10 protein-coding genes are annotated in these 13,793 nt (G+C 72.4%); 7 read left to right on the top strand and 3 right to left on the bottom strand.

Annotation, left to right across the window (positions count from 1 at the left end):
• The first annotated feature begins 29 nt into the window (after positions 1-29).
• Together O0S08_RS46085 and O0S08_RS46080 are read left to right on the top strand one after the other, a co-directional pair.
• On the top strand, positions 30-1,730 hold the full coding sequence (locus tag O0S08_RS46085) for an IgGFc-binding protein (protein ID WP_269035897.1): 1,701 nt from the start codon (positions 30-32) through the stop codon (positions 1,728-1,730).
• A 4-nt stretch (positions 1,731-1,734) separates the two neighbouring features.
• Positions 1,735-2,997: a HEAT repeat domain-containing protein gene (locus O0S08_RS46080; protein ID WP_269035896.1), complete on the top strand. Its 1,263-nt coding sequence runs from the start codon at positions 1,735-1,737 to the stop codon at positions 2,995-2,997.
• Positions 2,998-3,065: 68 nt separating this feature from the next.
• Here O0S08_RS46080 and O0S08_RS46075 read toward each other — a convergent pair whose 3' ends face one another.
• The gene (locus tag O0S08_RS46075; RefSeq protein ID WP_269035895.1) at positions 3,066-3,368 is read right to left on the bottom strand and encodes a helix-turn-helix transcriptional regulator; all 303 of its coding nucleotides are present in this window, start codon (positions 3,366-3,368) and stop codon (positions 3,066-3,068) included.
• Positions 3,369-3,940: 572 nt separating this feature from the next.
• Here O0S08_RS46075 and O0S08_RS46070 point away from each other — a divergent pair.
• Genes O0S08_RS46070 through O0S08_RS46060 form a run of 3 tightly spaced genes read left to right on the top strand, consistent with a single transcriptional unit; the run spans position 3,941 to position 7,646 of the window.
• Positions 3,941-5,641 carry a helix-hairpin-helix domain-containing protein gene (locus O0S08_RS46070; RefSeq protein WP_269035894.1) on the top strand — a complete coding sequence of 567 codons (1,701 nt, stop codon included), beginning with the start codon at positions 3,941-3,943 and terminating at the stop codon, positions 5,639-5,641.
• A 17-nt stretch (positions 5,642-5,658) separates the two neighbouring features.
• Positions 5,659-6,849, top strand: a complete 1,191-nt coding sequence (locus O0S08_RS46065; protein WP_269035893.1) for an NADH:flavin oxidoreductase — start codon at positions 5,659-5,661, stop codon at positions 6,847-6,849.
• Entirely contained in the window at positions 6,846-7,646 is an 801-nt protein-coding gene (locus tag O0S08_RS46060) for an SDR family NAD(P)-dependent oxidoreductase (RefSeq protein WP_269035892.1), read from the top strand. Before O0S08_RS46065 ends, O0S08_RS46060 begins: the two co-directional genes overlap by 4 nt.
• 1 nt (position 7,647) lies before the next feature.
• On the opposite strand, the gene O0S08_RS46055 is transcribed toward O0S08_RS46060, so the two are convergent.
• Positions 7,648-8,718 (bottom strand): hypothetical protein, encoded by a 1,071-nt coding sequence (locus O0S08_RS46055; protein WP_269035891.1) that lies wholly within the window; start codon positions 8,716-8,718, stop codon positions 7,648-7,650.
• Positions 8,715-10,610, bottom strand: a complete 1,896-nt coding sequence (locus tag O0S08_RS46050) for a S8 family serine peptidase (RefSeq protein ID WP_269035890.1) — start codon at positions 10,608-10,610, stop codon at positions 8,715-8,717. Before O0S08_RS46050 ends, O0S08_RS46055 begins: the two co-directional genes overlap by 4 nt.
• A 263-nt stretch (positions 10,611-10,873) precedes the next feature.
• Here O0S08_RS46050 and O0S08_RS46045 point away from each other — a divergent pair, with 263 nt between their 5' ends.
• Together O0S08_RS46045 and O0S08_RS46040 are read left to right on the top strand one after the other, a co-directional pair.
• Positions 10,874-11,791, top strand: coding sequence for a PAS domain-containing protein (locus tag O0S08_RS46045; protein ID WP_269035889.1), 918 nt, complete (start codon positions 10,874-10,876; stop codon positions 11,789-11,791).
• A gap of 170 nt (positions 11,792-11,961) precedes the next feature.
• Positions 11,962-13,713 carry an NHL repeat-containing protein gene (locus O0S08_RS46040; RefSeq protein WP_269035888.1) on the top strand — a complete coding sequence of 584 codons (1,752 nt, stop codon included), beginning with the start codon at positions 11,962-11,964 and terminating at the stop codon, positions 13,711-13,713.
• Positions 13,714-13,793 lie beyond the last annotated feature (80 nt).

Raw genomic sequence — 13,793 nt, 5'->3', positions numbered from 1 at the left:
ATCGTGGGGCTCTGCTCGAGGTCTCTCGCATGCACAACGTTTCTCCGCGGTTCGCTCCCCTCGGCTCGCTCCTGCTCCTGCTCTCTGCCTGTAGCGACGACGGCCGGAGCGAGACCTCCCTCCCGGTCACGGGGGTGTCGTCGATCGCCAGCCTCGGCCCGACCGGCAGCCCCACCACCGAGGAGCCCGGCACCGAGTCTGCGTCCGGGCCCGCCACCACCGGCGGCAGCACCACCACGCCGGCCGGTCCCACCGAGGCGACCACCGCGAGCAGCGACTCGACCCCGAAGTTCGACGCCGGCAACGAGATGATCCCCGACTTCGGCGGACCGGACGAGGGGCCGATCATCCCCGAGACGTGCGACCAGGCGCTGGCCGGCAAGAGCACCGTGGGCTGCCGCTTCTACGCCGTCGACATGGACTCGCACGACTCGGTCGAGACGTCGCAGTACGCGATCGCGGTCGCCAACGTGCAGCTGGCGGCCACCGCCAACGTCGTCGTCGAGGTCAAGAGCGGCGGGGTGTGGAGCGCCGTCGGCGGGCCGCAGGCGGTCGGTCCGCTGTCGCTCTTCACCTTCAACTTGCCCGACCGTCACATCGACGACTCCGGCGTCAACCCCGGCGGGTCCTACCGCGTCACCTCCGACGTCCCGGTCGTCGCCTATCAGTTCAACCCGGTCGACGGCGCCTCGTCCTTCCTCTCCGACGCGGCGATGCTGTACCCCGCGGCCGCGCTCGACACGATCAACCGCGTGACCGCGTGGAAGTCGATGTACGACAACACCAACGGCTTCCAGCACAGCTACGTCACGGTCATCGCCACGGTCGACGGCACGATGGTGCAGGTCGAGCCGAGCGTGGTGACCGCGGCGGGCCCGAGCGTGCCGCAGGGCGCCCCGGGGGCCCCGTTCACCGTCCCGCTCAACGAGGGCGACGTGCTCTCGGTCGCGGTGCAGTCGATCCCCGACAGCATGACGGGCACCAAGATCAACAGCAACGAGAACCACCCCGTCGCCGTGTTCGCCGGGCAGGAGTGCGCGCTCATCCCCGAGTCGACCTGCTGCTGCGACCACATGGAGGAGCAGCTGGCCGGCGTGCGCCAGTGGGGCAAGCACTTCATCGCCTCGCGCATGCCGATCCGCAACGGCGGCGCGCCCGAGAACACCCTGTGGCAGATCTACGCCTCCGAGAGCGGCACCAACGTCACCATCGTCGCCGACCCCGGGGTCACCGGCATCCCCGCCACCAACTTCGTGCTCAACGCCAACCAGATGAGCGAGTTCTACGCCACCGGCCCGGCGACCGAGCCCGGTGACTTCGAGGTCATCGCCGACAAGCCGATCGCCGTCTACGGCTACATGGTCGGCGCCGAGGCGTTCGGCAGCTCGATCGGCGACCCGGCGATGGTGCAGATGGCCCCCGTCGAGCAGTACCTGCCGCGCTACGTCGTCCTCGTGCCCGGCACCTGGATCACCGACGTCGCCGTCGTCACTCGCCCCGTCGGCGCGGTCATCACCATGGATGGCGTCCCGATCTCCGACGCCGAGTTCAACCCTGTCGGCGCCAGCGGCTACGAGGTCGCGCGGATCGCCTGCGCCGACGGCGTGCACGTGTTCGACGGCGGCGACTCGCCGTTCCAGGTCATCATCGTCGGCTACGACCAGCACGACTCGTACGCCTATTTGGGCGGCACCGGCACCGGCAAGATCAACCCCAACCCCCCCGGCTGAGCCCGTGGACCTGCGCGCGCTGGTCGAGGCCCGGCTCGCCGCCCATCCGGGCGACGCGCTGTGGTTCGCGCAGCACTACCCGCTGCGCGAGGGCCAGCTGTCCTATGAGACATATCGGCAGCGCGTCGCCGCCGAGGCCGCGCGCAAGCTGGCCCGCAGCCGGCCCGAGGTCCCGCTCGAGCCCGCCGCGATCGCAGCCTGGGACCGCCCCTACGCCGGCGACCACGAGTCCTTGCGCGACTGGGCCGGCGCCATCTACGTCCGCCTGCAGATGCACGGCGGCGAGGCCCCGTCGTGCCTGACGTCGGCCCGCTGGCGCGAGTACCTCGGCGCCCTCGATGCGCCGGAGCGCTGGCTCGCGGCCGGCCGCGCGCGCGAGGCCGAGGGCTGGACGATCGAGGCCAACGCCTGCTTCGCCGCCGCTCGCTGGCTCGCGCCGGACTGCGCGCCGGAGGTCGCGGCGATCGTCGCGGCCCGTGAGGCCGGCGTGCCGGCGCTGGTGGTGAGCCAGCCGGCGCCCGAGTTCCCCGCGTCCTCGTTTCGCGGCCGTCACTCGCACGCGTGGAGCATGAAGACCGCGGGCTACCTGTACATCCCGTCATTGCTGCGCTGGGAGTGCGACCCCAACTTCTCGGTCCGCGCCCGCATCTACCGCTCGCTCGGCCAGCGCCCGCACCCGGCCGCGATCGCGGCGCTGCACGAGGGCACCGACGACCCGCACCCGTTCGCCCGCGCGCAGGCGGTGCGCTCGCTCGGCTGGTGCGCCGACCCGACCTTCGTCGCCCGTCTCCGCGATCTGGCGACCGGGGACCCACATCGCGACGTCCGCCGCACTGCTGCCAGGGCGGTCCAGCGGATCGTCGGTTACTGGAGCTACTACGGCGAATGGCTGGCGATCGCCGCCAGCGAATCACGCACCGTCGCCGTCGTTCGCGAACTGGTGGCCGCCGGACTGCCTGCATTCGCCTACGAGGTGGCGATCCGGTCCGGCAGGGCCGATGACGACACCGAGCTCGGTGCCCTCACCGACGCGCTCGAGCCCGAAGCCCTCCTCAAGGACCTCGCCGACCGCACCGGCGAGTACTCCCACTGGTTCGCGGAGGCGGAGGCCGTCGAGGCCGACGTCGCCCCGTCGCTCACCGACGCCGCCGCCCTCACTGCCTGTCTCGAGCCCGGTGCAGCAGGCTTCGAGGCCCGCCGGGTGCTCCGCCGGCGCGAACTCGGTTCTCCTGTACAGCGCCGACGTCACCTGTCCAATTGGACATAGCCCTCGCCGACCTCGTTGTCACGAATCGGTCACGCCGCCGCGCTCCCCGGGGGGCATAAAGCCGCGGGTCAACGTTGGACGATCAGTTGCAGCAAATCACCGACCTCGCGGTGGCGGGCGATGCCCCGCCGCAAGGGCTGGCGCGCGTGCACCAAATAACGGTTTCGCCGGCCGTTGCGCTCGCGTGTGATGTAACCCGAGGTCGCCAACTCCTTCACAATTCGCTGGACGCCCCGCTCGGTCAATCCGACCTCGGCGGCGACGTCGCATAGACGAATCTCGGGGTCTTGTGCGAGACACAGCAAGACATGCGCGTGGTTGGTCAGGAAGGTCCAGCCGTCTGGGTTCTCAGGCATGAGTTCGCTCATCATTGGTCGAAAGCGTCCGAGGGGGTCTTCGATGTTGCGGCAAGGCCCTGGAAGCGTCAACGGCGAGGCTCCCGCCTGCGATCGAGCCTGCGCACCCTCTATTGGCAGGCCCGCGCGACGGTGGGGCGAGACAGCGAGTTCATCGGAATGGATGAACTCGAGTGCGCCGATCAGAGGGGCGCAAGTCGCTCGAGTGACAGCGCATCGGGGCCTCGCCGGGCCGGTCAAGGGCCAGAGTCGATCGTGGTCGGCCTGGAGCCGCGCAGAACGGAAGTGCGGCGCCCGGTTCGTGATTGCGGAGCACCGCGCGCGCTGCGACGAGGCGCTCGCCGGGCCGGCGGCCGCGGCCGTGATCGATCTGTCTCGCCCGCGCAAGCGAGATTTTGCAGCGCCCGTTCGTGCGCCGTCCTGGAGCGTGAGGAACATGTGGTAAGGGCCGGCACCTGCACGCACCTGCGCGCGCCGCGTTGAGCCGACGCACGGCCGATCGACCCCACGGTGCCGTCGGCGCCCGGCGCCTTTCACCGCCGCAAGCTTTACGCGTGCTCCTGCCGGCGCTCGAGCCATCTCGGAGCATGGCGCGTGCGGCCGCGAAGTCACATGTCCTTACGGACAGCTCCGATCGGGCCGCCAACCTGCGCGTCGCCGCGGTGTTCGCCGAGATCGCCGATCTGCTCGAGGTGGAGGGCGAGAATCCGTTCCGGATCCGCGCTTACCGCAACGCGGCGCACGAGCTCGGCGCTCTCGGCCGCGACCTCGCGGCGATGCTCGCGGCCGGCGACGACCTCACCGAGCTGCCGGGCGTCGGCGACGACCTCGCCGGCAAGATCGGCGAGATCGTCGACACCGGCAGCTGCGCCATGCTCGACGACCTGCACCGCGTGTGGCCGGCGACGATCCACGACGTCATGGGCGTGCCCGGCGTCGGCCCCAAGCGCGCCCGCACCCTGTTCGAGCAGCTCGGCGTGCGCACCCTCGCCGGCCTGCAGGCCGCCGCGCAGCAGCAGAAGATCCGCGAGCTGACCGGGTTCGGCGCGACCAGCGAGCGCAACATCCTCGACGCGCTCGCCGGCCTGCTCGGCACCGGTCGCCGCCTGCCGCTGGCTGAAGCGCGCGTGCACGGCGAGCGCCTGCTCACCCGCCTGCGCGCCGCGCCGGGGGTGATCGAGGCCGTGATCGCCGGCAGCTATCGCCGCGCCCTGGCCACCGTCGGCGACCTCGACTTCCTGGTCACCGCGCGCAGCCACAACGGCGCGATCGCGGCGCTGGTGGGCGCACCCGACGTCGCGCACGTGCTCGCCGAAGGTCCGACCCGCGCGACCGTGGTCTTGCGCTCGGGCCTGCAGGTCGACCTGCGGGTGGTCGGCCGCGACAGCTTCGGCGCCGCGCTGCACTACTTCACCGGCAGCAAGGCCCACAACATCGCCGTCCGCCGCCTCGGCGTCGCGCGCGGGCTGAAGATCAACGAGTACGGGGTGTTCCGCGACGAACGTCGCGTCGCCGGGCGGACCGAGGCGTCGGTGTTCGCGGCTGTCGGCCTGCAGTTCATCCCGCCCGAGCTGCGGGAGAATCGCGGCGAGATCGCGGCCGCGGCCGCCGGCGAGCTGCCGCAGCCGATCGAGGCCCGGCAGCTGCGCGGCGACCTCGTGCTGGTCGCTGCCGGCGACGAACCGGGCGCAGTGGTCGCGGCCGCGGCCGCCGCGGCGCGGGCGCGAGGGCTCGAGTACCTGCTGATCGTCCACGCGGTGCCGGGCCGCTCGCGCGCGGCGATCGACTGGGACGCGCGCACCCGGGCCGCCGCCGACGCCTGCGCCGAGCACGAGCTGGCGCCGCTGCAGGGGCTCGAGCTCGACATTGCTCAAAAGACATGTCCCGAAGTGCACGTCGATTTCGTGGCCGCGAGGCTGTCGCACGCCCCGCGCGCCGCCTCGCACCCGGCGTTGCTGCGGATCGTCGCCGGCGCGCGCGAGGCCGACGCCGCCCGCGATCCGACCCCGCTGGTGCAGGCGGCCGTCGGCGGGGCGCTCGCGGTGATCGGCGACCCCGCGCACCTGCCGGAGCTCGAGCCGCAGCTGCGGGCCGCTCGCGTCGCCGGGGTGCCGGTCGTGCTCGGCTCGGGCGGCGAGCCCGGCGGCGGGCAGGCGTCGCGCCTCGACCTCGCGGTCAGCCAGGCGCGTCGGGCCTGGCTCGAGGCGGAGGCGGTGCTCAATTCCCGGCCACTCGCCGAGGTCCGCGAGCACCTGGCGCCGCGGCGCCAGGCCCGGCGGCGCTCGTGATACCCTGCCCGGGTCCCGTGACGCACCAGCTCTTCGAGCCATGTTCGATCGGACCTGTCCGATTGCGCAACCGCAGCGTCCGCGCCGCCGCCTTCGAGGGCATGTGCCCCGGTCACCTGCCGTCGCCCGAGCTGCTGGCTTATCACCGCGAGGTCGCCGAGGGCGGCGTGGGCATGACCACCGTCGCCTACGCCGCCGTCGAGCAGAGCGGCCTGTCGTTCCCGCACCAGCTGTGGCTCCGGCCCGAGGCGGTGCCCGGGCTGCGCGCCCTCACCGACGTCGTCCACGCCGCCGGGGCGCGCGCGTCGATCCAGATCGGTCACTGCGGCAACATGGCCAGGGCCGCGGTCGCCGGCGGCCGCGCGATCGCCCCCTCGGCCCGCTTCAACCTCTACGGGCCGGTCTGGCCGCGCGCCATGGACCAGGCCGACATCGACCGCGTGGCCGCCAGCTTCGGCCGCGCCGTCGAGCTCGCGCGCGAGGCCGGCTTCGACGCCGTCGAGGTCCACGCCGGTCACGGCTACCTCATCAGCCAGTTCCTGTCGCCCGCCACCAACCACCGCCGCGACGGCTACGGCGGCCCGCTGGCGCGGCGCATGCGATTCATGCGCGAGGTGATGGCGCGCGTGGTGGCGGCCGCGCGCGGCGAGGTCGCGGTGCTGGTCAAGGTCAACATGCGCGACGGCTTCCGCGGCGGCGTCGAGCTCGACGAGGCGATCGAGGTCGCGCGCACGCTCGAGCAGGACGGCGCCGACGCGCTGGTGCTCTCGGGCGGGTTCGTCAGCCGGGCGCCGATGTACATCATGCGCGGAGCGATGCCGACGCGGGTGATGGGCCGCCTCATGACCGACTGGACGCTGCGCCTCGGCCTCGCGCTGTTCGGCCAGACGCTGATCGCCCCGTTCCCCTACACCGACAATTACTTTCTGAAGGACGCTCTCGTGATTCGCGAGGCGGTGCGCCTGCCGCTGGTGTACGTCGGCGGCGCCGCCTCGCGCGCGGCGATCGACGAGGTCCTCGGCCACGGCTTCGTCGCGGTGGCGATGGCCCGCGCGCTGATCCGCGACCCTGCCTTCATTCGCAACCTCGCCGAGGCCGAGGGCCGCGCGGCCGCCTGCGATCATTGCAACTACTGCGCGGCCCGGATCTACACCACCCACATGGCCTGCCATCACCGCGAGCCGCCGCCGGCGAGGCTGCGCCCATGAATGTCCACAGCGAGACGGCGCTGGTCACGGGCGCCTGCTCGGGGATCGGTCTGGCGATCGCGCACCGCCTGGCCGCCCGCGGCTTCGCTCTGGTGCTGGTCAGCAACCGCGAGGAGCCGCTCGCGCGCGCGGCCGCGGAGATCGCCGCCGCCCATTCGGCGCAGGTGCACACGATCGTCCAGGACCTCGCCGCGCCCGAGGCCGCCGAGGCGCTGGTCGCCGCGGTCGACGCCCGCGGCCTGCAGATCGACGTCCTCGTCAACAACGCCGGCGTGTTCTTCTTCGGCGAGGCCGTCGACGCCGACCCGGCCCGCGCGCGGGCGATGCTGCAATTGCACGTCACCACCCCGTCGCTGCTGTGCACCCTGCTCGGCGCCCGCATGCGCGCCCGTCGGCGCGGGCGGATCCTTCTCGTCTCGAGCATCTCCGCCTGGCGGCCGTTCCCCGGCATCGGCTACTACGCCAGCAGCAAGGCCTATCTGCGCAGCTTCGCCGCCGCCCTGCGCTCCGAGCTCGCGGTCTACGGCGTCAGCGTCACCTGCCTCGCCCCCGGCGCGACCGCCACCGCGCTCTACGATCCAAACGTCGTACCTGTCGCAAGGGCCAGGCGCCTCGGGGTCATGATGGACGCCGAGGTCGTCGCCGAGGCCGGCGTGCAGGCGCTGCTGCGCGGCGACGCCCTGTGCGTGCCGGGCCTCGTGACGCGGGCGATGACCACCGCCGCCGTGCTCACGCCGCAGCCGCTGATCGACTGGCTGCGCCGCCGCGCCCCGTGGCTGCGGTCGCCGAAGCAGTGAATCACTCGGCCGCGATCGGTAGCGTCAGCACCGGCGCGGCGGACTTGATCTCGCCCGACTGCATCTCGAGCACCTGGGTGATGAACGAGAACGTCGACTTGGACTCGAGGTCGTTGTCGGCGATCCAGAACCACAGGCCGCGGTAGAACACCGACACGTACGCGCCGCTCGGCTCGCGCCGGCTGTGGCGGATCCGCATCAGGGTGCCGGTGAGCCGCGCCCAGTCGAACAGGTCGCCGTCGCCGTCGCGGGTGGTCGGTACCCGGCCGACCGCGTAATCCTCGGGCGGGACCTCGACCCCGTGCGATACGTAGTACATGCCGCCGAGCAGCGATCGCGTCACCATCTGCACCGCCCCGACCTCGTCCGGGCGCGGCGACTCGGTCAAGGTGATCCTCTGAATCGGCCCCGGCAGGCCGAGCAGCGCGCACAGGTGGGCGATCCGCGGCTCGTCGGCGGTGCGCGAGGTCAGCGTGAGGGTGAGGCTGTCGCCGGCGACGCTCGACTGGTAGTTCACGTCGACCATGCCGTCGAGCCACAGGGATCGCATCAGATCGGTCGCGGTGAAGAACGACTCGAACTCGGGGGCATTGGGGGGAGTCGGCCCGGACGCCCGCGGCGCGTTCTGCAGCGGCCCCAGCTTCTGCACGAAGACGCGGAAGATGCGATCGATCGCCCAGCCGGCGTGGTAGAGGAGCAGGATGTCGCTCAGCTCGACCGGGCTGAGGAATTGCTTGCCGAAGCGCGAGCCCTGCAGCGGGGCGTAGGAGATCGTCGGGCGGTCGATGAAGGTCACCGCCGAGCCGGGGGCGACCGAGTTGTTGTTGCTGCCGACGGAACCGCCGAGGCCGGCGCCGAGCTCGAGCGAGAGGCTGCTGGAGATGCTCGTGACCTCGAGGAACAGCGGCGCGTCGCGGTAGCGCAGGCGCACCAGGTTCAGCAGCAATTGTTCGCTGTTGGTCTGCTGAATCGCGGTGTTGTAGGTCCCGCGGCTGAAGCGGAGCGCGCGCGGGCCCACGGTGGTGCACGCGGTCGCGGCGACGAGGACGAGGAGTGCGGCGGCGCGCCTCATTCGAGGCGCGAGGATACTCGAGAACGCGGCCGTCGGCGCCGCACACCGGCGAGGGCGAGCATCAGCCACAGCGACGTCGCGGGGCCGCCGGACGAGCAGCCGCAGCCCTGGTCTCCGGTCGCCGAGCCGCCGCTGTCGCCCGCGCCGCCGCTCGTGCTCGTGGCGTCCGGGCCCGTGGCGGCGGACGTCGGGTCTGCGGTCGACGCGTCGTCCTCGCCGGTGCCGCTACCTCCGCCGGACGTCTGGACGCCCGTCGTCGGCGCGCACGCCGGGTCGCCCTCGCCGTCGCAGTCGTTGTCGACGCAATCGTCGGGGTCCTCGACCGCGCCGGGCCTCCGCGCGGGGTCGGCGTCGTCGCAATCGCCGGCGCACAGGAGCACGCCGTCGCCGTCGCCGTCGACCTCGTCCGCCGGCACGACCTCGTCGCAATCGTCGTCGCGGCCGTCACACACTTCGGTCGCGCCGGGGTGGGCCGCCGGGTCGGCGTCGTCGCAGTCGTCGCCGCCGCAGGCGACCGCGAAGTGACCGTCGCGGTCGGCGTCGGTGCACGTGCAATACAGGCCCGCGGCCCCGTAGCCGTCGATCATGCCCCAGCCGCCGTCGTTGTCGGGCGCGTCGGGCTGCGACGCGGTGGCGCGCAGCAGCGCCAGCATCTCGCCGGGCGTCAGCTCGGGGTAGGCCTCGAGCAGCAGCGCCCCGACGCCGGCGGCCAGCGGCGTGGCGAAGCTGGTGCCGTTGCCCTGCAAATATTCATTGTCGGTACCCGGCCGGACCACCCACACGTCCTTGCCGGGCGCCAGCAGGTCGGGCTTGACCCGCCCGTCGCTGGTCGGCCCGCGCGACGAGAAGTCGGCGATCACCCCGTCGAGGTTGGTCGCGCCGAGGGCGATGATGCCGTCGACGTCCGCCGGCGCGATCAGGCTCCCGGGCTCGGGCCCCTCGTTGCCGTTGGCGGTGAACATGACGAGGCCGTTGGCGATCGCCACGGTCGCCGCCTGCGACACCACCGCGGTCTTGCCGTCGAATTGCGGGTGCTCGTACCAATAGAAGTAGCCGAGCGAGGCGGTGAACAGGTCGGCGCCCATGCCCTCGATCCACTCGAGCCCCTCGACGTACAGATCTTCCTCGTACGGCTCCTCCTCGTCGATGCGCTCGGTCTTGGCCAGGATCACCGACACGCCGGGCGCGACCCCGGAGTACTCGTCGCCGTCCTCGCCGGCGAGCAGCGACAGCACCATCGTGCCGTGGCGGTCCTGGCCCTCGCCGTCGCCCGGCCCGTCGGCGACGTCGTCGTCGCCCTGCACGAAGTCGCGGGCCGCCAGCACCTGCAGCCCCGCGAACGCCTCGTGCTGCAGCGAGAAGCCGCTGTCCTGCACGCCGATCACCACGCCCGCGCCGGTGAGGCCGCACTCGCGCAGCGCCGGGACATTGAGCAGCGCGAGCTGGGTCTCGGCGACGCCGAAGGCCGCGGAGGTCGTCGACTCGGCGGTCCACACCGGGCCCCGATCGGCCCGCTGCGTGCGCCCGACCGGCCGCATGCCGGCGACGAACGGCAGCCCGGCGATCGCCTCCCGCTGCGCCGCGTCGGCCGCGACGCTCACTGCATTGAGCCAGCGCGACGTGGCCCGCACCCGCGCCCCGGTCGCCGCGATCGCCTGGACGTAGGTCGACGCGGGCGGGAGATCGCCGACGTCGACGCCCCGATCGCCGCGGACCCGCATTCGCCGGCGCAGCGACCGCGGCGCCAATTCGTCCGCCCGTCGCTCCAGCATTGCCTCCAGTTCACCCGGCGGCACCGCCTTGTCGGCGAAGAACACCCACGTCGGCGGCTCGCTCGCCGGTGTCGGCGCCAGCAAGATCGTGGCGGTTGCGAGGGCGGCGATTGGCGGCACTGGAGCGTCCTTTCTCGCGACCGGCGCGCCGGCACACGACGGCGCATTATCGCCGCGCGGCCGCGAGGAATCGAAGGGCCGCGGTCGAGAGGGCGTGAGACTTGTCTCGGCCATCGGCCCCCGGACCGCGATTGTTGGTACCCCGGGGCGGAGCGACGAATCGAAGTTTCACGCGCGGCCGTGCACTTCGTCCCGTCGGCGGGGGTCGGGCGACCACGAATCAGGGCCTGGGCGCGGCCATCGCCTTGATAGACTGCGCGCCCGTGACGGAACGACAGGACGAGATCGAGGCGCTGCGCGCCGCCCTGCGCGCGGCGGAGGCCCGGGTCGCCGAGCTTCAGCGCGACAACCACGAGCTGGCGCTGCGCGAGCGACTGCTGCGCGGGCGGCTCGACGGTCTGGTCACCCACATCCCCGGCATCCTGTGGGAGAGCTACTTCGAACAATCGCACGAGAAGATGACCGTCGATTACGTCAGCGACCGCATCGAGCCGATGTCCGGTTACACGGTCGACGAATGGAAGCAGCCCAACTTCTGGATCGAGCTGATCCACCCCGACGATCGCGCGGGGGCGATGGCCGACGCGCAAAAGGTGTTTCAGGCCGGGCGCGGTGAATCGTCGTATCGCTGGATCACCCGCGACGGCCGCACCCTGTGGGTCACGAGTCGCATGTCGCTGATCTACGGCGACGACGGGGCCCCGATCGGCCTGCGCGGCGCGACGATGGACGAGACCGGCATCAAGCAGGCCGCGGCCCAGCGCGTCGAGATGCGCCTGCGCGAGGAGGTCATCCGCGCCCAGGACGAGGCCCTGCTGGCGCTGTCGACCCCGCTGATCCCGATCGACGACGAGACGGTGGTGATGCCGCTGATCGGCACGCTCGACCCTCGTCGCGTCGAGCGGGTGCTGCAGACCCTCCTCGACGGGGTGGCCACCTCGCGCGCGCGGACGGTGATCCTCGACATCACCGGGGTGCCGGAGATCGACGCGCAAACCGCCGATGCGCTGCTCCGGGCCGCCCGTAGCGCGGCGCTGCTGGGCGCCGAATCGGTGATCACCGGGATCCGCCCCGGGCTCGCCGCGACGCTGGTGTCCCTCGGCGCCGACCTCGGCTCGATCGTCACTCTCGGCACGCTCAAGGCGGGTATCGCCTATGCGATGAGTCGGCGCCGCCGCTAGCGCCGCGCGAGTCGACGGGCAGGCTCCCCCCTCGCGCCTTGCCGGCCCGTAATACCCGCGGCGGCAACGCAATGGTAAAATGGGCGAAAACGCGCGGAATGTGAGGACTCCCGAGGGCCTCCGCAGACGCGACCCGCGAAGCGCGGCCGCGCGTGTGGTATGAGCCGACGATGCGACGCCCCGCCCCGCTCCTCTGCGCCCTCGCCCTCGCCTGCGGCACCGACGACGCCGCCACCGAACAGGCCGCGACCGACACCGCGGACACGACCACCGACGGCACTGCGAGCACCGCCGAGACGAGCACGACCACCGGCGAGTCGGCCGGCACCGACAATGGCACCCTCGCCACGACCACCGAATCGACGCCGACCACCACGGCGCCGACGACGACCACCACCGAGGGCCTGACCGAAGGGACATCCACGACCGACACGTCGACCTGTCAGCCGGGCGAGGAGAACCCCTGCTACACCGGCGACCCGGCCCACGCCGACGTCGGCAACTGCAAGTCGGGCGTCGCGCCCTGCGAAGACGGCGAGTGGGGCATGTGCGTCGGCGACGTGATGCCGGCGCCGGAGACCTGCGAGTCGCCCGGCGACGACGACTGCGACGGCGTCGATCCGTGCGCCGGCGACGGCGCGGTCCAGTGGCACAAGGAGTGGGGCGACGTCGGCGATCAGCGGGCGGTCGCGGTGGCGTTCGACCCGGACGGCGCGGTCCTCGTATTGACGCAAGGCGCCGGCACCTCGGACTTCGGCGGCGGCCCGCTGGCCAGCGTCGGCAGCTACGACGTCTACCTGGCCAAGTTCGCGGCCGACGGTACGCACGAGTGGAGCAAGAGCTTCGGCGATCCGGCGACCCAGCTGAGCGACGGCTGGGGCCTGGACGTCGACGCCAACGGCGACATCGTGATCGCCGGCGACTTCACCGGCACCGTCGATTTCGGCGGGGACCAACTCGTCGCCAAGGGCGACCGCGACGTCTTCCTCGCCAAGCTGTCGCCCGCCGGCGAGCACGTGTGGAGCGCGTCGCACCCGTCGACGGGCACGGCGGTCCCGCGCGACCTGGCGATCGACGCGTCGGGCGCGATCGCGGTGGTTGGTTACTTCACGAAGTCGCTCGACCTCGGCGGCGGCGCGCTGTCGGGGCAGAGCGACTCGCTCGACGCGTTCGTCGCCAAGTTCACGCCGGCCGGCGAGCACGCGTGGAGCTTCCAGTTCGGCGACGACACCGAGCAGGACGCGCGCGCGGTCGCCGTCGACGACGACGGCAACGTCTACGTCGGCGGCTCCTTCCAGGGCTCGATCGACCCCGGCATCGGCCCGCTGGTCAGCGCCGGCAGCAGCGACGTGTTCCTCGCCAAGCTCGACCCCGACGGCGTCGCGCTGTGGGCCGCGAGCTGGGGCGACGCCAAGGAGCAGAAGCTGTCGGCGATCGGCGTCGACCCGCAGGGCCGCGTGACCGCCTCGGGCCACTTCGTCGGCGCGCTCGACTTCGGCGGCGGCCCGCTCGAGGCGCCGATGTACCGCGGCTTCGTGGCCCAGTTCGCCGCCGAGGACGGCGCCCACGCGTGGTCGAAGCTGCTCGGCGAGGGCATCGTCTGGCCGGCTCACCTCGCAGTCGACGACTCCGGCACTCTGGTGATCGCCGGCCACTACTACAGCGACAACGACTTCGGCGGCGGCGTCCTGCCGTGGGCCGGCATGCGCGACGCGTTCGCGGTCAAGTTCACCTCGGCCGGCAGCCACGTGTGGAGCAAGCACTTCGGCGACGCGACGGAGCAGGAGGCCGACGGCGTCGCGGTCCGCCCCGACGGCACCACCGCGCTCTCGGGCGGCTTCTACGGCGCGGTCGACTTCGACGGCACCCCGGTGACGAGCAAGGGCCTGTTCGACGGCTTCGTCGCAGTGTTCGCGCCGTGATCCGCGGCCGCCGCGGCAATCACCACAGTCGCGCGCCGGCGCGCGCCCTCGCGGATTCGCACGACTGCGCGAGGTCGCCG

Source organism: Nannocystis punicea, assembly GCF_026965555.1.
Lineage (GTDB): Bacteria > Myxococcota_A > Polyangia > Nannocystales > Nannocystaceae > Nannocystis > Nannocystis punicea.
This window is presented reverse-complemented; position numbering and strand designations above follow the sequence as displayed.